Annotated in this window: 23 protein-coding genes and 1 other RNA gene; 16 read left to right on the top strand and 8 right to left on the bottom strand. The window is 39.9% G+C overall.

Annotation, left to right across the window (positions count from 1 at the left end; all coding sequences use genetic code 11):
• Positions 1–82 precede the first annotated feature (82 nt).
• Positions 83–529, top strand: a complete 447-nt coding sequence (locus AC1DQW_RS25690) for an acyl-CoA thioesterase (RefSeq protein WP_477456662.1) — start codon at positions 83–85, stop codon at positions 527–529.
• Positions 530–620: 91 nt separating this feature from the next.
• On the opposite strand, the gene AC1DQW_RS25685 is transcribed toward AC1DQW_RS25690, so the two are convergent.
• Together AC1DQW_RS25685 and folB are read right to left on the bottom strand one after the other, a co-directional pair.
• Entirely contained in the window at positions 621–2,018 is a 1,398-nt protein-coding gene (locus AC1DQW_RS25685; protein WP_477456661.1) for an FAD-binding oxidoreductase, read from the bottom strand.
• A gap of 1 nt (position 2,019) precedes the next feature.
• Positions 2,020–2,379 carry a dihydroneopterin aldolase gene (gene folB, locus AC1DQW_RS25680; protein ID WP_477456660.1) on the bottom strand — a complete coding sequence of 120 codons (360 nt, stop codon included), beginning with the start codon at positions 2,377–2,379 and terminating at the stop codon, positions 2,020–2,022.
• 284 nt (positions 2,380–2,663) lie between these two features.
• Here folB and AC1DQW_RS25675 point away from each other — a divergent pair, with 284 nt between their 5' ends.
• Positions 2,664–3,845, top strand: coding sequence for an acyl-CoA dehydrogenase family protein (locus tag AC1DQW_RS25675; protein ID WP_477456659.1), 1,182 nt, complete (start codon positions 2,664–2,666; stop codon positions 3,843–3,845).
• A gap of 7 nt (positions 3,846–3,852) precedes the next feature.
• Here AC1DQW_RS25675 and AC1DQW_RS25670 read toward each other — a convergent pair whose 3' ends face one another.
• Positions 3,853–5,256, bottom strand: coding sequence for a GH1 family beta-glucosidase (locus AC1DQW_RS25670; RefSeq protein WP_477456658.1), 1,404 nt, complete (start codon positions 5,254–5,256; stop codon positions 3,853–3,855).
• A gap of 345 nt (positions 5,257–5,601) precedes the next feature.
• Here AC1DQW_RS25670 and AC1DQW_RS25665 point away from each other — a divergent pair, with 345 nt between their 5' ends.
• The 8 genes from AC1DQW_RS25665 (at position 5,602) to AC1DQW_RS25630 (ending at position 11,894) form a co-directional block, all read left to right on the top strand.
• Positions 5,602–6,069, top strand: coding sequence for a DinB family protein (locus tag AC1DQW_RS25665; protein WP_477456657.1), 468 nt, complete (start codon positions 5,602–5,604; stop codon positions 6,067–6,069).
• Positions 6,070–6,114: 45 nt separating this feature from the next.
• The gene (locus tag AC1DQW_RS25660; protein WP_477456656.1) at positions 6,115–6,516 is read left to right on the top strand and encodes a hypothetical protein; all 402 of its coding nucleotides are present in this window, start codon (positions 6,115–6,117) and stop codon (positions 6,514–6,516) included.
• The gene (locus tag AC1DQW_RS25655; protein WP_477456655.1) at positions 6,516–7,160 is read left to right on the top strand and encodes an SCO family protein; all 645 of its coding nucleotides are present in this window, start codon (positions 6,516–6,518) and stop codon (positions 7,158–7,160) included. The genes AC1DQW_RS25660 and AC1DQW_RS25655 overlap by 1 nt, the downstream gene beginning before the upstream one ends.
• Complete coding sequence (locus AC1DQW_RS25650) at positions 7,157–7,573, top strand: c-type cytochrome (RefSeq protein ID WP_477456654.1); 417 nt, start codon at positions 7,157–7,159, stop codon at positions 7,571–7,573. The genes AC1DQW_RS25655 and AC1DQW_RS25650 overlap by 4 nt, the downstream gene beginning before the upstream one ends.
• A 104-nt stretch (positions 7,574–7,677) precedes the next feature.
• Positions 7,678–8,067: RNase P RNA component class A (rnpB, locus tag AC1DQW_RS25645), an RNA gene on the top strand.
• A 122-nt stretch (positions 8,068–8,189) separates the two neighbouring features.
• The gene (locus tag AC1DQW_RS25640; protein ID WP_477456653.1) at positions 8,190–9,569 is read left to right on the top strand and encodes a sigma-54-dependent transcriptional regulator; all 1,380 of its coding nucleotides are present in this window, start codon (positions 8,190–8,192) and stop codon (positions 9,567–9,569) included.
• 93 nt (positions 9,570–9,662) lie between these two features.
• A complete protein-coding gene (locus AC1DQW_RS25635; protein WP_477456652.1) occupies positions 9,663–10,112 on the top strand; it encodes a hypothetical protein in 450 nt (149 codons plus the stop codon).
• Positions 10,113–10,259: 147 nt separating this feature from the next.
• Positions 10,260–11,894: a hypothetical protein gene (locus AC1DQW_RS25630; RefSeq protein WP_477456651.1), complete on the top strand. Its 1,635-nt coding sequence runs from the start codon at positions 10,260–10,262 to the stop codon at positions 11,892–11,894.
• A gap of 5 nt (positions 11,895–11,899) precedes the next feature.
• Here the strand turns inward: AC1DQW_RS25630 and AC1DQW_RS25625 are convergent, their stop codons facing one another.
• A complete protein-coding gene (locus AC1DQW_RS25625) occupies positions 11,900–12,766 on the bottom strand; it encodes a fructosamine kinase family protein (RefSeq protein WP_477456650.1) in 867 nt (288 codons plus the stop codon).
• A gap of 87 nt (positions 12,767–12,853) precedes the next feature.
• Between AC1DQW_RS25625 and lepA the strand changes: the two genes are divergently transcribed.
• Both lepA and AC1DQW_RS25615 read left to right on the top strand, forming a co-directional pair.
• The gene (gene lepA / locus AC1DQW_RS25620) at positions 12,854–14,641 is read left to right on the top strand and encodes a translation elongation factor 4 (protein WP_477420676.1); all 1,788 of its coding nucleotides are present in this window, start codon (positions 12,854–12,856) and stop codon (positions 14,639–14,641) included.
• Positions 14,642–14,718: 77 nt separating this feature from the next.
• Complete coding sequence (locus AC1DQW_RS25615; protein WP_477420675.1) at positions 14,719–15,600, top strand: bifunctional 5,10-methylenetetrahydrofolate dehydrogenase/5,10-methenyltetrahydrofolate cyclohydrolase; 882 nt, start codon at positions 14,719–14,721, stop codon at positions 15,598–15,600.
• Between the two features lie 53 nt (positions 15,601–15,653).
• Here AC1DQW_RS25615 and AC1DQW_RS25610 read toward each other — a convergent pair whose 3' ends face one another.
• Genes AC1DQW_RS25610 through AC1DQW_RS25600 form a run of 3 tightly spaced genes read right to left on the bottom strand, consistent with a single transcriptional unit; the run spans position 15,654 to position 17,485 of the window.
• Positions 15,654–15,989 carry a Rieske (2Fe-2S) protein gene (locus tag AC1DQW_RS25610; RefSeq protein ID WP_477456649.1) on the bottom strand — a complete coding sequence of 112 codons (336 nt, stop codon included), beginning with the start codon at positions 15,987–15,989 and terminating at the stop codon, positions 15,654–15,656.
• A 2-nt stretch (positions 15,990–15,991) separates the two neighbouring features.
• Positions 15,992–16,690 carry a hypothetical protein gene (locus AC1DQW_RS25605; protein ID WP_477456648.1) on the bottom strand — a complete coding sequence of 233 codons (699 nt, stop codon included), beginning with the start codon at positions 16,688–16,690 and terminating at the stop codon, positions 15,992–15,994.
• 30 nt (positions 16,691–16,720) lie between these two features.
• The gene (locus AC1DQW_RS25600) at positions 16,721–17,485 is read right to left on the bottom strand and encodes a hypothetical protein (protein ID WP_477456647.1); all 765 of its coding nucleotides are present in this window, start codon (positions 17,483–17,485) and stop codon (positions 16,721–16,723) included.
• 212 nt (positions 17,486–17,697) lie between these two features.
• Between AC1DQW_RS25600 and AC1DQW_RS25595 the strand changes: the two genes are divergently transcribed.
• From AC1DQW_RS25595 to AC1DQW_RS25585, 3 genes are all read left to right on the top strand, one after another.
• The gene (locus AC1DQW_RS25595; protein ID WP_477406967.1) at positions 17,698–18,321 is read left to right on the top strand and encodes a 7-carboxy-7-deazaguanine synthase QueE; all 624 of its coding nucleotides are present in this window, start codon (positions 17,698–17,700) and stop codon (positions 18,319–18,321) included.
• A gap of 39 nt (positions 18,322–18,360) precedes the next feature.
• The gene (locus AC1DQW_RS25590; RefSeq protein ID WP_477456646.1) at positions 18,361–20,262 is read left to right on the top strand and encodes an OmpA family protein; all 1,902 of its coding nucleotides are present in this window, start codon (positions 18,361–18,363) and stop codon (positions 20,260–20,262) included.
• A 237-nt stretch (positions 20,263–20,499) separates the two neighbouring features.
• Positions 20,500–20,979, top strand: a complete 480-nt coding sequence (locus AC1DQW_RS25585; RefSeq protein ID WP_477456645.1) for a hypothetical protein — start codon at positions 20,500–20,502, stop codon at positions 20,977–20,979.
• 65 nt (positions 20,980–21,044) lie between these two features.
• Here AC1DQW_RS25585 and recQ read toward each other — a convergent pair whose 3' ends face one another.
• Positions 21,045–23,237, bottom strand: a complete 2,193-nt coding sequence (recQ, locus tag AC1DQW_RS25580) for a DNA helicase RecQ (RefSeq protein ID WP_477456663.1) — start codon at positions 23,235–23,237, stop codon at positions 21,045–21,047.
• Positions 23,238–23,472: 235 nt separating this feature from the next.
• On the opposite strand from recQ, the gene AC1DQW_RS25575 reads away from it, so the two are divergent.
• On the top strand, positions 23,473–23,704 hold a 232-nt coding region (locus AC1DQW_RS25575), incomplete at its 3' end, for a sugar phosphate nucleotidyltransferase (protein ID WP_477456644.1).

The following is a 23,704-nucleotide window of genomic DNA, read 5'->3' as shown; positions in this document are numbered from 1 at the left end:
ACTGTTATACCAACAGATAAAATAGATAAATTACACGACAACTTGTCGTGATTAAGAAATTTATACAGACAAATTGACATAAATGGCTGAAAAACTTACTGATTACAAATTCAGAACAGACATACCCATCCGTTTTTCGGATATAGATTCCCTTGGGCATGTTAATAATGCGGTGTATTTAACTTACTTCGAAATTGCCCGCACCAACTATTGGAAAGATGCTATCGGCTGGGATTGGAATAATGTCGGCATCATCATCGGCCGCTCAGAGATCAACTATCTTAAACAAATTACCGTTCAGGATAAAATAGCCTGTTATGTGCGCACTATACGCATAGGCAACAGCAGCTTTGATGTAATGCACGTATTGGTGAAAATAACCCCACAGGGCGAAGAGATTGTTACAACCGGCAAAACGGTTTGCATTAGCTATGATTATGCGGCCAACAAATCGGTATCCATCCCGCCCGATGAACGCCGAAGTATGATTGCATATGATGAGCCAAGGTTGATATTGAATACGAATTAATTTGAAAATTTGAGAATTTAAAGATTTGAAAATGATTTGATCCAAATAGCGGCCCTTCATTTTCAAATTCTCAAATCTTCGAATTTTCAAATCAAAATATCTTCCCCGGATTTAAGATGCCCTTCGGATCAAACACATTCTTAATTCCCCGCCACAAAGCGAAATGAGTTTCCGAATATTTTATCGGCATAAATTCTCTTTGCACCAGGCCAATACCGTGTTCGCCGGAAAGGGTGCCCCCTAAACTTACCGTGAGTTCAAAGATTTCTTTTATACCTGATTTAAGTTTGCTACTCCAGTCTTCATCGCTCATGTTAGCTTTGATTATATTTACATGCAGGTTACCATCGCCCGCATGGCCATAACATACCGATTCAAAGCCATATTTGCTACCTGTTTCTTTTATTCCCTTTATCAATTGAGGCAGTGCAGCCCGCGGTACAACGGTATCTTCTTCTTTATAAACCGAATTAGATTTTACCGATACCCCCATGGTGCTACGCATACGCCATAATTCTTCCTTTTGTGCAGATGAATCGGCAAAAAGTACATCTTTGCAGTTGTGAGCCTCTAAAACAGCGTTGATCTTTTCGCAATCGGCAAATATCACATCCTGGTTATTACCATCAACCTCAATCAGCAAAAAGGCCTGGATTTCATCCTGCAGGTTAAAAGCAATATCGTTATACTCCATAACCCACTCTACCCCCCTGCGTTCCATAAACTCAAGGGCCGAAGGTGTAATACCAGCCCGAAAAATAGCTGATACAGCAGTACAGGCGTCTTCGTTGGTAGCGAAAGAAGCCAGCATCAACGCATCCAGCGTTGGCAGCGGAATTAGTTTTACCACAATTTTGGTGATAATACCCAGCGTACCTTCCGAGCCTATGAACAATTGGGTAAGGTTATAACCGGATGCATATTTTAGTGTATTAGCCCCTGTCCAGATGATCTCGCCCGATGGTAGTACTACCTGCAGGTTTAGGATATATTCGCGTATGGTGCCATACTTTACCACCCTTGGGCCGCCAGAACCATGGGATACATTGCCGCCAATAAAACAACTGCCCTTGCTGGCCGGATCTACAGGATAAAACAGCCCCTTTGCAGCAACCAGGTTCATAAATTCTTCGGTAACAACGCCCGGTTCAACAGTAGCCTGCAAGTTTTGCTCATCTATCTCGAGTACTTTATTAAAGCGTTCCATCGCAATCATTAAACCGCCTTTTACGGGTAAAGCCCCACCGCTTAAGCCGGTACCGGCGCCACGTGGTGTAATTGGGATAAGGTTTTCATTACAAAGTTTCATTAATGCAGAAACCTGCTCCGGCGTTTGGGGTTTTACAGCAACCTCGGGGTAATAAACCAGGTCTTCTGTTTCATCGTGACTATATTTTTCCAGGTCAGCCTGTTGAGTTATAACAGCTTCGGCGCCAACAATAGTTTTAATGGCCGCTAATATTGGCAAAGAAATTTTATTGTATTCCATATTACCGTTTGCTGTAATTTATAGTAACTGCAGAATGGCTAACCCTACCCAATAGTGGTGGATTTATTTTTTTTATAGTTACGGAAATAGTTTCTACATAAGGATATTTCTTTTGGATTCTTTCCATTATAGCCTGCCCCACTGTTTCAATCAGTTTGCGTGGATATTTCATTTCTTCACAGGCTATGTAATATACCTTTTCATAATCAACTGTATGCTTAAGTTCATCTGCTGCAGGATCTGTTTGGGGTACAAAACCTACCTCAATATCTACCAAAAACCGGCAGCCTATTTTTTGTTCTTCCGGATAAAATCCATGGTATGCAAAAAACTCTGCATCCTGTAAGGCAATAGTTATCATATTTCAAAAGTAGCGGTTTTGATTGGGTTATCAAGTTTCATCCAACCATTCCTGGCGCTATTTAGCTAAAGAAAAGAGAATAGCAACAATACTTTTAAATTCATTCCGCCGCAGTTATTTGGAATACCTGGTATTTTTAAAAAAAATAATAAACACAAAAACTATGTTTAAACAATTTAAACATAGTTTTTGATATAAAGTGGCTTCTGGTATCCAAAAACAGCGATTTTGATTGGTTTAAGTCAACATTAAATGATATATATTTGCCCACCAAGTATAAAATTATGGCTAAAACAGACCTGTACGAATCGCCCGATTATTATCAATTGGATGAATTACTTACCGATGAACATAAGTTGATCCGCTCATCGGTACGCGACTGGGTGAAGAAAGAATTGAGCCCTATAATTGAAGATTACGCCCAAAAGGCAGAGTTCCCGATGCAGCTGGTAAAAGGACTGGCCGGGATTGGTGCATTTGGGCCGACTATACCGGTTGAGTATGGCGGCGCCGGATTGGATTATATGGCTTATGGAATAATCATGCAGGAAATTGAGCGGGGAGATTCGGGAATCCGTTCGGCCTCATCTGTACAGGGCTCACTGGTGATGTATCCTATTTATGCTTACGGTTCTGAGGAGCAACGTAAAAAATATCTACCCAAACTGGCATCCGGGGAAATAATGGGCTGTTTTGGCCTTACCGAGCCTGATCATGGTTCAAACCCGGGTGGCATGACCACTAATATTAAAGACGCGGGCGATCATTATATACTGAACGGTGCCAAGATGTGGATCTCCAACGCACCGTTTGCCGATATTGCTATTGTTTGGGCAAGGGATGAAAATAAAAAAGTACGCGGACTAATTGTTGAACGCGGCATGGAAGGATTTACAACCCCTACTACACATAATAAATGGTCGTTAAGGGCATCTGCCACCGGCGAATTGGTTTTTGATAATGTTAAAGTTCCAAAAGCAAATGTTTTACCCAATGTTACAGGCTTAAAAGGTCCGCTTGGCTGCCTTAACCAGGCGCGTTACGGAATAGCGTGGGGTGCCCTTGGTGCGGCTATGGATTGTTATGATACAGCCCTGCGTTATGCTAAACAGCGGGTTCAATTTGGTAAGCCAATAGCCGCTTTTCAATTACAACAAAAAAAACTGGCCGAAATGATTACCGAGATTACCAAGGCTCAGTTATTGGTTTGGCGTTTAGGGATGCTTAAAAACGAAAACCGGGCAACCGCGGCACAAATATCAATGGCCAAGCGTAACAGCGTTGAAACTGCCATTAACATAGCACGTGAAGCCAGGCAAATACTGGGTGGTATGGGTATTACCGGCGAATACCCTATTATGAGGCATATGATGAATTTAGAATCGGTAATTACCTATGAGGGTACACATGATATTCACTTATTGATTACCGGGATGGACATTACAGGAGAGGATGCCTTTAAGTAAATTCCTGCTACACTTTAGTTTTTGCTTCCAAAGTAAGTTCTTTTTCTTTCCTGGTTTCTCTTAAAAATCTGGAAAACCATTTTCCGGATAATTTTATAGTGCGTTTTTGCGTCTCATGGTCAACATGAATTAAGCCAAAGCGGGGGTGGTATCCTTCTGCCCACTCAAAGTTATCAGTTAACGTCCAAACAAAATAGCCATTAACATTACCGCCCTCATTCTTTGCCTTTAAAACCTGGTCCAGGTAATCCTTTAAATATTGCAAACGCTTGGGGTCATATACCTCATCATCAGTTACTTCATCGGGGAATGCCGAGCCATTCTCGGTTATAATAATGTTTTTTACCTTCGGATAGGCATCAAACTTTTTTATCATGTGATAAATAGATGGTGGATGTACCTCCCAGCGCATCGCGGTTAATTCAACCTTACGATCTTCGGCCTTAACAATACGGGCGCTTATATATGGAGTAAAAAATGAATATTTAACAATTTCACGCGTATAATTCTGGACGCCTATAAAATCGAAATCAAAATGCATGTTATCCTCATCGCCTGGCAAAATGTATTTTTGCAGATTTTTTAATACCGGCAGATCTTTAACCGGATAGCCCATACCTAAAAGCGGTTCAATAAATAAACGGTTTATTAAGGCATCAGTCCTAACGGCGGCTGCAACATCCCGTGGCTTATCAGTTAATGCTTCAATTTGCGAACAGGAAAACGTGTTTCCAATTTGCACTTCGGGTAATAACCTACGTAAAATTCTGGCACCGGCTGCAATACTTAAAACAACGTGATGTATGGTCGGCAAAAAATTCTTCATACCGGTACGCCCCGGTGCGTGAATGCCAAAAAAGTAGCCGGCACCTGTAAAAACCATAGGTTCGTTCATAACCATCCAGTTTTTCACCCGGTCGCCAAAGCTGTTTGCGCAAAGGGTAACAAACTCACTAAACCATTTGATAACTTCGCGGTTAGTCCAGCCACCTTTTTGCTCAAGCGCATGCGGCAAATCCCAATGGTAAATAGTTACCCATGGTTCTATTCCTTGTTCAAGGCAATAATTTATAACGCGGTTATAATAATCAATTCCAGCCTGGTTTATTTGACCGGTACCATTGGGCAGCACACGGGCCCAGGATATAGAGAAACGAAAATTTGGTATGTTAAGTTGTTTGATGAGGTCGATATCCTCTTCATACCGATTATAAAAATCGCAGGCAGTACGGGCATGGTCTGCATTTAAAATTTTACCTTTTTTGGCAGTAAAGTTATCCCACACAGATTCGCCCTTACCATCAGCATCGTTAGCCCCCTCAATCTGAAAGGCGGCAGTTGACACACCCCAGGCAAAATCGGAGCCGAAAGATTCTCTGTTCAAAGATACGTACTGATGTGTAGATTTCATTAAATGGACAACAAGGGTCCAAAATTGCAATAATATTTACGAAAGCAGGGTATAAAATTCAAAATATTAATGTATGAAAGACGATTTCACACTCCTTAACATTATCCACTCGCGTAAACCACTAATAAGATTTGAAAAAATGCTGAAGATTTTCATGTCGTTATTTTTTATTTAATTAAAGGTACCATACCGATGTGATTTAATTGTAACAACTATATTATCAAATCGTTAAATGAAGTAAACGGGAATTTCACAAATGGGATCCCAATTTTCAAAAATCCAGTTCTCAAATAATTCGTGGAATTCGTTTTAATTCGTGAAATTAGTGTCCATACATTAGTGTTTATGAAAAGCTATTTTATAAAAATGTTCAATTACGCCCAGTTTGCTAATCGTGCTTTATTAAAAGCAATTACAGAAGCCGACAATACCAGGGGGGCTATAAAATTGATGGCGCATTTGCTTGCCGCCGAACGCCGCTGGCTGGACAGGATAAATGAAGTAGAACCTTATCCCAATGCCGAATTATGGCCGAAGGATTTTACCATTGAGCATTGTACTCACCTGGTAAATGAATATCATGAAGAGTGGCTGGGTTTTTTGGAGCGAATTACCGAAGCAGATTTGAACAAAGTTATCATTTACCAAAACGCCCTGGGCGGTAACCAAACTTCGGTAAGCGACATTCTAACACATGTAATAAATCATGGTACTCATACGCGGGCGCAGGCCGGCCAGCAATTGAAGCTTACCGGCACCGAAACCTTGCCCATTACCGATTATGTTTATTATTTAAGGCAACTGAATAGCTAACATTAATAGGTTTATTTACAATATTTGCCAATACAAAACGCGACCATGAAAAAATATATTGGGATTGTATTAAGCCTTACCATTTTACTGGGATGTGCCGATAATAAAAGGCAGGAAAAATTATTATTAGACAGCGTGATTGCCGTGCATGACAAGGTGATGGCTAATGACGAACACTTGATGAAAAATAAAATGTTACTTGATAGCATGGTTAAAAATATACCCGACATTAAAGATTCGGCAAAAGTCTGCCTTAAACTGGTTGATGATGCCGATAGCGCCATGAGCGATTGGATGCATAAATTTGATGTAGAGAATAAAGGAAAATCGCACCAGGAAATAATTGATTACCTCAGCAATCAAAAAAAGAAGATCACTGCTATAGATTCTCAGATAAATTCAGCGATAAACGAATCCGATAAATACCTTAATCAATATAAAAAATAATGCAGAAAATGTTATTCGGCGTTATGCTTATAGCGCTTTTTAATTCTTGTGGATCAAAACAAGGTAAGCTCCCGATTTTGGGAAACAGGGAACCGGTTACAAAAATTGTAAATGGTAAAACGGTTACCGATACAGCATACGCAACTATACCCGATTTTAAGTTTGTTAACCAATACGCAGATACGATAACTGCTAAAAACCTTGATGACAAAATTTATGTTGCCGACTTTTTCTTTACCACCTGCCCTTCTATTTGCCCGGTAATGCACCGTAATATGCTTAACGTGTATAAGGAGTTTAAGGATGATGGAGACTTTCGCATTATATCGCATACTATCGACCCTAAATATGACACCATACCGGTATTAAAGCGTTATGCCGATAAAATGGGCATAACCGGAAATTGCTGGTGGCTTTTGCACGGCAACAAAGGTGACACCTATAATATTGCCAAAAGCTACCTGCAAACCGTACAGGAAAAAAATCCGGCAGGGCAATTCATCCACGATGGCTTTTTTATACTGATAGATAAACAAAAACGCATCCGGGGAACCTATGAAGGTACCGACCCCAAAGAAGTGGATAAATTAATTGCCGACATAAAAATCCTAAAGGCCGAACCTGAGCAGGCAGCTACCAAATGAAATTAAAGCTGATAAGTGGTATTTTTTTACTTTTAACCGTGTTGGTTGTTTCCTGCCAAAGCGATGAGCAGGTTGAATTTTATCGTTATTATTCCGGCGGAAGTGCTATTTATCAAACTCATTGTCAAAACTGTCATGGTTCAAAAGGTGAAGGCCTGCAGGCATTGATCCCGCCGCTTACAGATGTTGCTTATCTTAAAAATAATAGAGCTTTATTAGCCTGTTTCCTTAAAAATGGGCTTAAAGGTAAAATTATTATAAACGGTCGCGAGTTTGAGGGTGAGATGCCGGCTGATGACCTCGCCCCTATTGAAATTGCAAAAGTACTAACTTACGTTACCAACTCATTTGGTAATAAAATGACAACTATTAACTTGCAAACGGTTGAAAGTGATCTGAAAAAATGCCGGTGATCGGGTTCGGGCTGAGTCTAAAGCCTTGATTTTCATAACAAAGTATCCACACTGCGCTCCACATAACCGTAACCCCAACTCAAACAAATTTTCTTACCTTTACTTTCGCAAAACGTTCTATCGCTGCTAACTTGTTTAGCGGAGGAAAGTCCGGGCAACGCAGAGCATCCTGCTTCCTAACGGGAAGGCGTCGGCAGCCGACGACAGCAAAGTGCCACAGAAATAATACCGCCACGGTTTTTGACCGGGGTAAGGGTGAAAACGTGAGGTAAGAGCTCACGGCATAACCGGGCGACCGGGGATGACGGTAAACCTCAGGAGTTGAAAAACCAAATAGGTCTTGAAAGCGGAGCTGCTCGCTCCCGTGTCCCGACTTGTCGGGGCCGTTAAGATGGGTAGGTTGTTTAAACCTGTCAGCAATGGCAGGGCCAGATTAATGATAGAAGTTGCCCCTCCGGGCAATACAGAACCCGGCTTACAGATTTGCTGCTGATAAAATGCCCCTTTCCTGGAAACAGGAAGGGGTTATTTTTGTTAAAAGCAAAAGTGTTTATTTTTCTATACAAATCTTATATATTAGCACCAAGTACATTACTACCTATTACATATATAAAACATGGCAAAAATTTTAATTATAGATGATGAACGGGCCATTCGCAGCACTTTGCGCGAGATCCTGGAATATGAGGATTACGAAGTTGAGGATGTAGATAACGGTGTAGATGGTTTACAACTGATAGAAAAAAAGGATTTTGACCTGATACTTTGCGATATAAAAATGAATCGCATGGATGGCATGGAAGTATTAACCGAGGGTTTGGCACTGAAACCCGACCTGCCTTTTATCATGATAAGCGGCCATGGCACGGTTGAAACAGCTGTTGAAGCCAGCAGAAAAGGTGCTTTTGATTTTATATCGAAACCTCCTGATTTAAACCGCCTGCTCATTACGGTTCGTAACGCCCTTGACAGGGGAAGCCTGGTAGTTGAAGCTAAGGTATTAAAACGTAAAGTATCTAAGGTTCGTCCTATTTTAGGTAACTCACAGGCTATTCAAAAAATAAAAGAAACTATTGACCGTGTTGCCCCAACAGATGCGCGTGTTCTTGTTACCGGAGCAAACGGTAGCGGTAAAGAGTTGGTTGCACGTTGGCTGCACGAAAAGTCGCACCGTGCAAATGCACCTATAATTGAGGTGAATTGTGCTGCTATCCCATCAGAATTAATTGAGAGCGAATTGTTCGGACACGAGAAAGGCTCATTTACATCTGCTATCAAACAACGCATAGGTAAATTTGAATCGGCAAACGGCGGTACACTTTTTCTTGATGAAATTGGCGATATGAGCCAATCGGCTCAGGCCAAAGTATTGCGGGCGTTGCAAGAAAGTAAAATTACCCGTGTTGGCGGCGAAAAAGAAATTGATGTTGATGTACGCGTTATAGCGGCAACAAACAAAGACCTGTTAAAGGAGATTGAAGCAGGTAATTTCCGTATGGACCTTTACCATCGCTTAAGTGTTATATTAATTCATGTACCACCATTGGTTGATCGTAAAGATGATATAGGCTTGCTTACACAAAGCTTCCTGGATGAAATCTGTAATGAATACGGGATGCCGGTTAAAAAAATATCTGAGTCGGCACTTGAAGCCCTTAAAGCTTTACCGTGGACGGGCAACATTCGTGAGTTAAGAAACATGGTAGAACGTTTAATTATTTTAAGTGATAAAACCATAACCGATAATGATGTGCGGGCATTTGCCAATCCCTCTACACCGGCTACAACCGTAGCAGGCAACAATACGGCCCCTCAAACAGATTTTGATCAGTTCAATAATTTTCAGGAGTATAAAGATTTTGCTGAACGTGAGTACATCAAATTCAAGCTGGAAAAAAACAACTGGAACGTATCAAAAACTGCAGATGATATAGATATTCAACGCAGCCACCTTTATAGTAAAATCGAGAAGTTTGGCTTAAAAAGAGGAGAATAAATACTGGTATTGTATTTTAAGCGATTTGCAAAAGCAGATCGCTTTTTTGTTTACAACAAAATGGTTATTATTGTGGAAACCGTATCATAAATTATGAAAATTCTTTATTCAGCTTTAATTTGTGCCTTTATTTTATCATCCTGCACTCAAAAGGAAATCAAATCCGACCAGCCGCTTGTTGGTACATGGCATTTAATATCAAGTAAAAGCATTACCAAAGGCGATACAGTTGTAACAACACCGTCTAAAGACGAGGAAATGGTTAAAATTTTCAATAGTACCCATTTTGCTTTCTTTACACATGATTTGGCACATGGCAAAACCGCCAAGCCAGTTTACAGCTCAGGTAGTGGTACTTACATTTTATCGGGAAGCAATTACCAGGAACATTTAGTATATTGTGATGCCCGCGAATGGGAAAACAGAGATTTTAAATTCACCGTGCTATTTAAGAATGACACACTTGTACAAAGTGGTATAGAAAAGATTGACAGCCTTAAAATTGACCACGAAATTATTGAAACCTACGTTAAAATAAAATAATATCTACTGTATTTATCGTTTGATTAAATATTGGAGATTACTTCCGGATATTATACTTATTCTGACTTGAATAGACTTTGTATTATATTTTTATATTTGTTTATAACATTGTGAAGTTTAAGCACAAAATTGACATGAAAGATAAATATGTTTTATCATTTTAAATTCTTTACTGTTATAGCAATTACCGGCATGTTTTTTAATGACTGCCGGCAAGATAAAGCAAAATCCGATGCAAGCAGCATAAGGGATACTACAACAGTAGGCAACGCTGCGCTTAATAGTGTTATCCTTGCAAACCCTACCCCATTAAAAAACATGTTTGGTGTAAATTCTTATGAATGGAATTTCCTTCAGGATCCGGCTAATGTGAACCTTAAAAGCACCATTTATGAAGCGAATATGTCTGTTATTAAGTCGTTTAGTGCCGTTAGGCATTACATGAACTGGAACAAGCTGGAAAACAGTAAAGGAGATTATACATTTAACCCTACCAACAATGGCGGCTGGGATTATGATCTTATCTATACACGCTGCAAACAGGAAGGTATTTTGGTTTTAGCAGATATGAAAAACTGCCCCACCTGGTTGGTAAGTACCTATCCGCCAAATATGCTGGATAATGAAAATGTACCGATACCTTATGGGCAGGACAAAAGTGATCCTGCATCGTATATTGACCAGGGGCGGGCTGCTTTTCAGTTTGCCGCAAGGTATGGGTACAATACGGCGGTTGCCCCGGGATTGGTTAAAGTAAACCCTATCCCCCGTTGGATAAACGACCCACCCAATGTTGTTAAAATAGGATTGGGCTTAATAAAATATATTGAATGTGGCAATGAGTGGGATAAATGGTGGAAAGGCCCTGCAACTAAGCAGACTCCCGAAGAGTATGCAGCCAACCTATCAGCTTTTTACGATGGTAATAAAGGCAGGTTAGGCAACAATGTGGGTGTAAAAACCGCAGACCCTGGCATGCAGGTGGTAATAGGCGGCCTTGCAACCTGCAACGTTGATTTTGTAAAAAGAATAATAGAGTGGTGTAAAACAAACAGGGGATATAATGCCGATGGCAGTATTAATTTATGTTTTGACGTGATTAACTATCACTTTTATAATAATGATGGTAATATTTTAACGCATAAAGGCGCTAAAACGGGTATAGCACCAGAGCTATCCATGGCGGGTAATGTAGCGGGTTCCTTTGTTAAACTTGCTTATTCGCTACAAAAACCTCCTGAAGTTTGGGTAACCGAAACTGGCTATGATATTAACCAGCATAGTTACCAAAAAGCAATACCAGTTGGCAATAAGACGGTTTTGGAAACGCAGGCCGACTGGATACTTAGAACATCATTACTATACATCAGGCTCGGAATTAAAAGAGTATTTTACTATCAGCTATTAGATGATACCCCAAATGCAAATGTACAGTACGCAACATCGGGTCTTGCAGAGGATGGAAAACGCCGACCTGCGGCTGATTATATTTTGCAAACCAATAAACTAATGGGCAGTTATACTTATCGGTCAACCATTAATACCGATCCCCTGGTGGATAAATATATTTCCGGTTCCAAAAAAATGTATGTGTTAACCATACCCGACCAAAAAAACCGCACGGCAACTTATATTCTTGACCTGGGTACTGCCAAAGCCAATATTTATACTTTAAAAGCAGGATCTGATAAAGCTGCAACAACTACCGTTAATACTGTTGCCGGTAAGTTGTCTGTAAATGTTACAGAGACCCCCGTTTTTGTTGAAGGTGTAACACAGTAAAATTATTAAACCAACGCCGACAAAGTAGTACGCACCTGATTGATATAATTATCTCCAAAAAGATTAACATGCAATAATAATGGGTACAGGTTCCAGATCTTAAGCCGTTGCTTCCAACTTTTTTGTAACGGAAAAGTGCTATCATAGGCTTCATAGAAAACTGAATCAAAACCTCCAAACAAGGTGGTCATAGCAATATCAAACTCCCTGTTACAATAGCAAACTGCGGGATCTATAAGGTAAGGACGTTCATTTGTATCAATTAAGTAATTGCCGCTCCAAAGATCGCCGTGTACTAAAGCAGGCGGTTCTTCAGTAAAAAGACCGGGGAGTTTTTGATATAGTTTTTCAAATAATTGTATATCGTTACTGCTTAATCGTTGTTTTTCAAAACCAATTTTTATCATGGGCTTAAGTCGTTCCTCAACAAAAAAAGTCGCCCAGGTGCTATGCTTCGTATTGCTTTGCGTTAACGATCCCATGTAATTATCGGTAGTAAAACCAAAATATTCCCAGGTATGGCTATGCATTTGGGCCAACAGTTCTCCTAATTTTTGAGATGATTTGCGGGTGCTGAGGCCCGGTTCTATCCATTGCATTACTAAATAACTCTCGGCTTCTGTTTCACCCTGTAGTATTACATCGGGTACAGCAATGCTTTGGGTTGATCTGATAGCAGCCAATCCCTCCTGCTCAAGTTTAAACATACCAGGATAATCACGTAAGCTATTAACCTTTAAAAGGAACCTTTTTGTTGCTGTTTGCAGGCGATAAACTTTGTTAATACTCCCACCACTCACCGGTATCACTTTTAATATACTGGTACCCAGTTTGGTTTCAATATCATGAATCATTTTATTCGCGATGGGCATTTTGTTCAAATGATTAATTTACAAACCCAATAGTTAATTTATTAGCCTTATACAATTATCAGTTTAAAAAGTTATTTTTGCGGTTCAATGGAGCATATTCGTAATTTTTGTATCATCGCACATATCGACCACGGCAAGAGCACACTTGCCGATAGGTTATTAGAATACACTAACACTATAACCCAACGCGAATCGCAGGCGCAATTGCTTGACGATATGGACCTGGAACGCGAGCGGGGCATCACCATAAAAAGCCACGCCATACAAATGGATTATGAGCTTGATGGACAAAAATATATCCTCAACCTGATAGATACACCAGGGCACGTAGATTTTTCATACGAAGTTTCGCGCTCAATAGCGGCCTGTGAAGGGGCTTTGCTTATTGTTGATGCTGCGCAGGGAATACAGGCGCAAACCATATCCAACCTGTACCTGGCTTTGGAGAATGACCTGGAAATTATCCCGGTACTAAATAAAATGGACTTACCCGGCGCCATGCCCGAGGAAGTTAAAGACCAGATAGTTGAACTGATTGGTTGCAAACGTGAAGAAATTCTTGCCGCATCCGGTAAAACAGGAATGGGTGTTCACGATATTTTGCGAGCAATTGTTGAAAGGGTACCTGCTCCTGTTGGTGATCCCGAAGCGCCTTTACAGGCCCTGATCTTTGATTCGGTTTATAACTCCTTTCGCGGTATTGTGGCTTATTTCAAGGTGGTAAACGGCGAGATCCGTAAAAATGATAAAGTAAAATTCTTTGCTACCGAAAAGCAATATATAGCCGATGAGGTTGGCACATTAAAGTTAAAGCAATCGCCCCGCGATGTAATCAAAACGGGAGATGTGGGATATATAATATCTGGTATAAAAGAGGCTCGTGAGGTGAAAGTGGGTGATACCATTACCCGTGTTGACCGTCCGTGCGAAAGCGGCATCCAGGGTTTTGAAGAAGTGAAGCCAATGGTATTTGCCGGTATTTACCCTGTTGACACCGATGAATACGAAGAACTACGCGAATCGATGGCCAAACTGCAACTGAATGATGCCTCGCTGGTTTTTGAACCGGAGTCATCGGCAGCATTGGGGTTTGGTTTCCGTTGCGGATTTTTGGGCATGTTGCACATGGAGATCATCCAGGAGCGGCTGGAGCGTGAGTTTGATATGACGGTGATCACCACTGTTCCCAACGTATCCTACATCGCTTATACAACCAAAGGCGAACCAATCATCGTAAATAATCCATCAGATCTGCCCGATCCAAGTAAAATAGATTTTGTTGAGGAGCCATATATTAAGGCAACTATCATTACCAAATCTGATTATGTTGGGCCGGTAATGTCGCTTTGTATCCAAAAACGTGGTTCTATAGTCAACCAGTCGTACCTGACTTCCGATCGTGTGGAACTGGTATTTGAACTGCCAATGGGCGAGATCGTATTTGATTTTTATGATAAGCTAAAAACCATTTCAAAGGGGTATGCATCATTTGACTATCACCAGATAGGTTACCGCCAGTCGGACCTGGTGCGTTTGGATATCCGTTTAAATGCCGAGCCTGTTGATGCATTATCATCATTGATATTCAGAGGTAACTCCTATGATTTTGGTAAAAAGATCTGCGAAAAACTGAAGGAGCTTATTCCCCGCCAGCAGTTTGAGATCATTATACAGGCTTCCATAGGTGCCAAGATCATCGCCCGCGAAACAGTTAAAGCCTTGCGTAAAGATGTTACCGCCAAATGTTATGGCGGTGATATTTCCCGTAAGCGTAAACTATTGGAAAAACAGAAAAAAGGTAAAAAACGCATGCGCCAGGTTGGGAACGTAGAGATACCACAATCGGCGTTTATGGCGGTTTTGAAATTAGATTAATTTAGATATGAGATTTGAGATTAAAACTCTTAAACCTTTCTCATATCTCATATCTCATATCTCATATCTTCGATAAAATGCAATTACTCGACGGAAAATACGTATCAGAAAAACTTAAGATTGAAATAGCCGAAGCGGCAGCTAAAATTTTGGCAGAAACAGGCAGACAGCCGCATTTGGTGGCCGTTTTGGTTGGCCATGATGGTGGCAGCGAAACCTATGTGGCCAGCAAGATCAAAAATTGTGAAAAAGTAGGTTTTAAATCGACCTTGGTGCGCTTTGAGGATACGGTTACCGAAGATGAACTACTAAAAAAAGTAGAAGAATTGAATGCCGACAGCGATATCGACGGTATTATTGTACAACTCCCCCTACCCAAACACATCGACCCTGAAAAAGTAACTGAGCGTATCGACCACCGCAAAGATGTGGATGGCTTTCACCCGGTAAATTTAGGGCGTATGCAACGCAACCTGCCCTCATTTATACCAGCTACGCCCTATGGTATCACCCTGATGCTTAAGGAATATGGCATTGATACCGTTGGCAAGCATTGCGTAGTAGTTGGCAGGAGCAATATTGTAGGCTCGCCTATGAGTATCTTAATGGCCCGTAATACAACACCGGGCAACTGTACAGTTACCATTTGCCACAGCCGTACACCCGATATTAAAAAATTCACGTTAGATGCAGATATCCTGATTGTAGCAATTGGTAAAAAGAATTTCATTACTGCCGATATGGTTAAAGATGGTGTGGTAGTTATAGATGTAGGTATGAACCGTGAAACATCCGCCCTAACAAAATCTGGCTTTAAGCTGTATGGAGATGTTGATTTTGAAAATGTGGCACCCAAAGCGTCATGGATAACCCCGGTACCGGGTGGTGTAGGTTTAATGACCATTATTGGCTTGTTGAAAAACACTTTGGCTTCGGCAAATAAAGAGGTGTATAGTTAAGCTGGTGATTGATTGGGTTAAGTAGTTTAATATTTTAACCCAATCAACAACAATTATTTAAATGCCTGCTTTATTTTGTCCCAAACGGAACTGATACGAACATAAATATCATTTTCTCTAATATCAACCTCATAAGTTTCTACAAAATCATTCTGCCCTTCCCCTCCTTTTCCGGTGGCCAAATTGTAGGTGTAACGATGATAAGGACAAACAATTTTCCCTTTAACACATAACCCTTCACTCAGGTCAAAACCAGCATGCGGACAAGTAGCTGCTATTGCATATATTTCGCCCTCAAAACCAATAAGGCATATGCTTTTTCTGCCTGCCTGGACTTTTTTAATGAAGGGTTCACTGGTATTTTGTATGTCGGTTTTATACCACTTCATTATTAATAAAAATATTCCAGCTTTGCTTGTTTTTCATCACCCCAATAACCAATATCATATATAATCCGGGCTAATATTCTTTTAATCGCTATAGCATCTTTAAAACCTTCCATATCATATCTATATATTAACAAGCCAGCCTGGCTATTCAGTTTAAATCCCAAGTTTTTGAATAAATGAACTTGATTTATTTCTAAGTCATCAGGATCTTCATTATTTACGATGYTGTTTAATTCCACAGATATATTTAGTATTTGCTCGTTTTCCATTCTAAATTCAATATAAAACGGTTCTCCTCTGTGAGCAAAATGAAGACGAAATCTATTATACTTACTTTCAAATAGTTTAAACAACGCATCGTCTATTTCCTGAGTATCATTAAAATAAGTGGCGGTTTTGCTTCGTAATTGTTGAATTTCCTCTTTTTCAGTAGCAATTCTTTCTTCCCAAAATGTTTTAAAGTAAGATTGTTGATCAAGCTTGGCGAAATTTAGCATTCGTTCAAACCGTTGTTCTCTATCGTAAAACGGGTCTTTAAAGCAATTGAGCATATACAATTGGCCGTTAATTCTGATTAGCGCCTCGCCATAATGATGAACGTTTAGATATTCGTGTTCGTCGAGATTTGCCTTTATTAACGATTCGAGTGATTGTTTTTCAGCTTCAAGTAGGTCGATAAGAAGATCCAGCTCAGATTTCATTAATTATAGAGAAAAGCTTACTATCGACGATTAAAAATCAATCTTCAGGTTCATAACTGATGGGTTTTTAATCACCTCATCCATATTGGTAACCAGCGTAACACTTCGCCTGTCGGCAGAGAGCACTGCTTTTGAGTTATTGAGTTTTTTTATCGGCTTCGCAAAATTGAGTATCACTTTATAGGGCATATCTATCAGCATAGCTTTGGCCATCATAAAGGTTGATTGTGTTTTCTTTAAAAAAGCGTTGAACTTAGCTTTATCAACTATCCGGTAAAATTTATGTGGAGTTATATCGTACGAATAATAATCCTGTCCTACTACCATCTGTTTAGCGTCAAGGGCCTTATTTGTTTTAGGATTGTTTGAAAAAGCGCTGATCTGGCTGTTAAGCGCAATCTTCGACACATTTTGAAGATAATATTTAAGATCGGCTGCATTTTTTGCAGTGTGATTAATTGCCACTTTCATGATGCTCTTTTTCAGATTCATATTCACCGTCAAATCACTGCTTTTTGCCAGCTCTATTTCGGCAGCGTTCATTTTTTGCTGTGTGCTATCGGGCATGGCACTATAAAAATTGAGCGTAGTATCCTTAACCAAACTAAACTGGGGTGTTTCTTTTACCGAATCGGACACAAGATTTACCAAAACAGAAACCGCTTTGCTCATATCAAACCCATATGCCACAACACAACTGCCATCACTTTTAAAGTTATAACGCTCCACAATATCTACACAGGAACTTAAACATAGCACGGCTAAAAAAATAATCGGAAAGTAAAGTTTTTTCATTGCGCTAAAGGATTTTAAAAGTTAGTTAAGGTTTCATGACGCTAATTTACAATTCAAAACCTATTATTCCCACAGTTACAGGCACTTAAATATAAATTATTGCTAATAATTAAACAATGATAGTCAAAAGAACAAAATGTTTAAAGGTTTTACGCTGTGTTTACCATTCAGCTTTATGCTTTCGGCTTATTTAGGTACTTTTGCAAAATATTATGGCACACCAAATTCCAGACGATGGCACGCTGCTTCCTTTAATGGAAGAATTTTACACGATACAGGGCGAAGGATATAATACAGGTAAAGCTGCATATTTTATACGCCTGGGCGGATGCGATGTAGGCTGCCACTGGTGCGACGTAAAAGAAAGTTGGGATGCAGAACTGCATCCGCTTACCGCATCCGACACGATAGTGACCAACGCGGCTAAACATCCGTCAAAAGCTGTTGTAGTTACCGGCGGCGAACCACTGATATATAATCTTGATTATTTAACCACTCAACTGCATGAGCGCGGTATAAAAACCTTTATTGAAACTTCAGGTGCTTATCCCCTGTCTGGTGATTGGGACTGGATCTGCCTTTCTCCAAAAAAATTCAAAGCCCCCATACCTCACGTAGCCGAAAATGCGCATGAATTAAAGGTGATCGTATTCAATAAATCGGATTTTGTTTGGGCAGAATATCATGCCAAAATGGTCTCTCCTGATTGTAAGTTGTATTTACAGCCCGAATGGTCGAAGTCGAAAGAAATGACCCCGCTTATAGTTGATTATGTAATGAATAATCCGCAGTGGGAAATATCATTGCAAACGCATAAATATTTGAATATTCCGTAATATTTGTAACTTACGTTATAAATTATTGTACCAAAACGGATGAGAATTTTAATTGTCTCGGCCTTGTTATTTTTCCTTTCTGTTACTGCATGGTCCCAGCAAAGGCAGTACTCTACTAAAAATAGTGATGCCATAAAGTATTTTTCCATTGCCAACCAAAATCTTGATGAGCATGTTTACAATGAGGCTATTGAAAATCTTCAAAAAGCTATAAGTGAAGATTCAAAATTCATTGAAGCACGTGCGCTATTAGGCGATGTTTTGCGAATGCGGCACCTGTATAAACAAGCTATCGTACAATATCTTAAAGTAATTGAGATTAATCCTGGTTTTAACAGATCTGTCTACCTCAAAATAGGCGAGACAGAGATTTACGAAGCTAAATATCAACAGGCTCAGCAACATCTTGAAAAATACCTTACTTACCCGGATATTACACCACAAAACAACGCGTTAGCTCAAAAACTACTGGCTGATGCTAAGTTTAGTATTGAGGCCATACAGCACCCCGTACCTTTTAAGCCTGTTAATATGGGGGCCAATATTAACACCGCTAATGACGAATACCTGCCTGTTGCAACAGCGGATGAAGGCATGCTGATATTTACCAGGAAGATTAACAATAATGAAGATTTTTACAAAAGCCTGAAAGCTAATGGCAAATGGGATACAGCTACTTATCTTAGCGATCAGATAAATACGGATAGATATAACGAAGGTGCACAATCTATATCGCAGGATGGTAAATTTTTATTTTTTACAGGATGCAACCGCCCTGACGGTCGCGGCCGTTGCGATATTTATATAGCACAAAAAAAAGGTGATGACTGGGGTAAACCCTTTGATTTAAATAGCCCGGTAAATACTTCGGGGTGGGAATCGCAGCCATCTATAAGTGCCGACGGACGTACACTTTACTTTGTAAGTAATAAAAAAGGCGGATATGGGGGCTATGACATTTGGAGATCAACCTTAACCGATAAAGGCTGGGGCGAACCCGAAAATCTTGGCCCCAATATTAATACGGCTTATGATGAACAGTCGCCATTTATTCATGCAGATGATAGTACACTTTATTTTGGCTCAAACGGCTGGCCCGGATTGGGCAATAAAGATCTTTTTGTAAGTCGTTTGGGTAAAGATGGGAAATGGCAAAAGCCGGCGAATCTTGGCTATCCCATTAACACTAATGGTGATGAGAACGGGCTAACACTTACTGCTTATGGGAATTATGCCTTTTTTGCCTCAGATAACCTGAATGGTTATGGAGGATATGACATTTATACATTTGAATTGCCTGCAAATTTACGACCGCACATTGTAACTTACGTAAAAGGGAATGTAAACGACGCTAAAACCAAAGAACCGCTGGAGGCGGCCGTTGAGATCATTGACCTGCAAAGTAACCTCCCTGTTTACCAGGACTATAGTAGTATAGATGAAGGTGACTTTTTGGCAACCCTCACTTCGGGCAAAAACTATGGCTTAAATATCTCAAAAAGTGGGTACCTGTTTTATTCTGAAAACTTTTCATTGATAGGATATAAAGAGCAGAAACCTTTTCATATCAAAGCCTTGTTATCTCCTATTGAGGTTGGCAACAAAGTAATATTAAAGAACATCTTTTTCGATACCAACAAATTCGACCTGCAGGACGAGTCGAAAGCCGAATTAACTAAACTGATAGAGTTTTTAAATGTAAACCCAACGGTACGTGTTGAAATATCCGGGCACACGGATAATGTAGGCGCCATTCAGTTTAACCAAACACTGTCCGAAAACAGGGCCAGGTCGGTTTATCGGTACCTGGTAGCTAATGGCATAGCAGCAGGCCGTCTTGTTTTTAAAGGATATGGTGAAACGCAACCTATTGCACCAAACACCACAGATGAAGAAAAGGCATTGAACAGGAGGACAGAGTTTATGATCATAGCGAAATAGGTATTTGTTGTTAAAGCATTATAGTTGGTTTTATTACCTTAGTATAACTAACAATAAGCTCAATTGTGAAAATCTTCTTATTATCATTGTTCGCCATTGCTTTATCTTGCAGTACTTTTATATTCCAGGTATCAGATACCGGTAAACCCTGGCAAAATAAAATGCAGGACTAATGGCAACATGAATCTTGACTATCTTGATTTTAAATGAGACTTAAAAATATTACTATATTTTTTTATGCTTAAGCTATATAAAAAAGTAAACGACGAAATTCATTACTGGGAAACCTGGAATAAAAATGAAAAAACAGGTATCGTACACTGGGGTATTGTTGGCACGCAAGGGCAAAATAAAGAAGTTAAATCCAAACTCTTTTCAAGTCACACCAAGCAAATACAACAAGAAATTGACAATATGATTGCCAACGGATATCAGCAAATAGATATTGATGAGCAATACACCCTGATAATCGAATTTAAAGTAGATGGTATGGGAACACCAGATGATGTTGCCAAAAGGACCAGGTTACAACAAAAAATGGATGGCACTTTAGGCTGGACGGGACTTGGGCATTGTGATGGCGGAAGTATTGGCAGCGGAACTATGGAAGTTTGTTGTTTTGTTATCGATTTCGATATTGCAAAGGCAATTATTATTAAAGATTTGCAAAATACAGAGTTTGCTGACTATATAAGGATCCATAGTGAAAATGAATAAACTATTTATAAAATAAAAAGGCCTTTGGATTAATTTCAAAGGCCTTTTATATTTAATGATGATTGTTAATTTCCCATTTCTGATAGGAATTTTATCCTCATCAATTGTACTTCTTCGCGGGTATAGTCATCATTACCTAATTCGGCAAGGGCATCATCGATAGAATCAGCCTCAGCCGTACGGAAATAATCGAACACTTCTTCTTGTTTGTCCTCGTCTATCACCTCATCAATATAATAATTAAGGTTAAGTTTGGTTCCTGAATTAACGATGGTTTCAACCTCCTTCAGGATCTCCTCATAGGTAAGTCCTTTTGAGGCGGCAATATCATCCAGGTTTAAGTGGCGATCTATATTCTGGATAATGAAAACCTTAAGCGCCGATTTGTTAGCGGCACTTTTGATCACCATATCAACCGGACGGTCGATATCATTATCTTCCACATATTTCTGAATCAGATCTGTAAATGGTTTACCAAATTTAAGGGCTTTACCTGCACCTACGCCCGAGATCTGTTTTAGCTCTTCGGTGTTGATTGGGTAATGCGTACACATTTCTTCCAATGACGGATCCTGGAAGATAACGAATGGTGGTAGTCCTTTTTGTTTTGCCAGCTTTTTACGCAGGTCTTTCAGCATCTGAAGCAACTGGGTATCCAGGGCACCTCCGCCCTGTTTAGGGCCATCAGCGTCATCATCGTCGTCAGTGCCCTCTATGATGTGGTTCATCACAAAGCGGATACTGTGAGGGTTCTCGATAAAGGAATTACCCAATTTGGTTAACCGCAGCAAACCATACTGATCAATGTCTTTTGAAAGATAATTGTTCAGCAATGCCTGCCTTAATAAAGAATTCCACAGGTTTTTACCCTGCTCTTTTCCCGAACCATAATAGTCAAGCAAATCGTGTTCGTAATTCTTTATTTGTGCGTTGTCCTCACCCATCAGTATACTAATGATGTAGGTATCGTCAAATTTCTCTCCTATATGTTTAATCAGGCTTAGCGCTTTGTGCAGATGTTCCTCTCCGTCAAAATGCTCTTTATGACCGCAGCAGTTATCGCACATATTATTACAGCCGGCTTCATTAAAGTTTTCACCAAAATAATGCAGCAACTGCTTACGGCGGCAAACCGATGATTCGCAATAGTCAATCACTTCCTTTAAAATCTGGGTGCCTATCTCGCGTTCAGCAACCGGCTTATCCTTCATAAACTTTTGAAGTTTATCGATATCCTTTTCAGAATAAAAAGCTACGCAAACACCTTCACCGCCATCACGGCCGGCCCTGCCGGTTTCCTGGTAGTAACCTTCCATGCTCTTCGGTACGTCGTGGTGAATCACATACCTTACATCGGGTTTATCAATACCCATACCGAAGGCGATGGTAGCCACAATAACGTCTACATCCTCCATCAGGAATTTGTCTTGCGTATCGGCACGCACCTTAGGGTCTAAACCTGCGTGGTATGGTAAAGCCTTTACACCATTAAGGTTAAGCGCCTCGGCTACTTCCTCTACCTTTTTGCGGCTAAGGCAATAGATAATGCCCGATTTGCCCTGGTTTTGCTTTACAAACTTTACAATCTCTTTAATCACGTTCCGTTTGGCACGTACTTCGTAAAAAAGGTTTGAGCGGTTAAATGATGATTTATAGATTGTGGCATTATTCATCTGCAGGTTTTTCTGAATATCCTGCTGAACTTTTGGTGTGGCCGTAGCTGTTAACGCAATAATTGGTATGTTATCACCAATGTTACTGATCACCTGCCTGATCTTGCGATATTCTGGCCTGAAATCATGCCCCCATTCCGAAATGCAATGCGCTTCGTCAACTGCCACAAATGATACCTGGTTAAGGCGTAAAAAATCAATGTTTTCCTGTTTGGTTAACGATTCCGGGGCCACATATAATAGTTTGGTTTTTCCGGCTAAAACGTCTTCCTTAACACGTCCTATATCTGCTTTTGTAAGGGATGAATTTAAAAAGTGGGCTATACTATCTGAGCCGCCAAAGGCCCTTAGCTGATCTACCTGATTTTTCATCAGCGCAATCAGTGGTGAAATTACTATCGCGGTGCCATCGCTCATTAAAGCGGGCAATTGGTAACACATTGATTTACCACCACCCGTCGGCATGATTACGAAGGTATCATTACCAGCCAGAATGTTGGTTATTATCGCTTCCTGTTCCCCCTTAAAGTTATCAAATCCAAAAAAGTTCTGGAGGTTATCGAATAGCGACTTCTTAGTTTCTATCATTATCTTAAATAATCTAAAGTCAATTTAAAAGTTTAAAGTAACAAAATTTTATGAATAAACGATGGATTTACTTTTAAATTTTAAAGTAATATGATTATTAAATGAAAAACAATTTGTTTAGTTGCTGTATTTAAATTGTTATCAAATTATTTAGTTTCATTTAATGTATAATTAACAGATTATTCTACATTTTTGCGACGGGCAAACCAAATAAAAATTCTTAAAATTACACATGAACAAAAATTACTATGCCATTATCATGGCAGGCGGAATAGGCAGCCGTTTTTGGCCGATAAGCCGTGCTTCGCATCCCAAACAGTTTATCGATATATTAGGAACCGGCAAAACATTAATACAAAACACCTACGAACGCTTTCTGAAAGTGTGTCCCAAAGAAAACATTTACATAGTAACCAATGAAAGTTATGCCAAATTGGTAAAAGCCCAGCTTCCGGATCTGGAAG

It is taken from the genome of Mucilaginibacter sp. P5_A4 (genome assembly GCF_056400605.1).
Note: the sequence above shows the minus strand (reverse complement) of the source record. Positions and strands in the feature narration are given on the sequence as shown.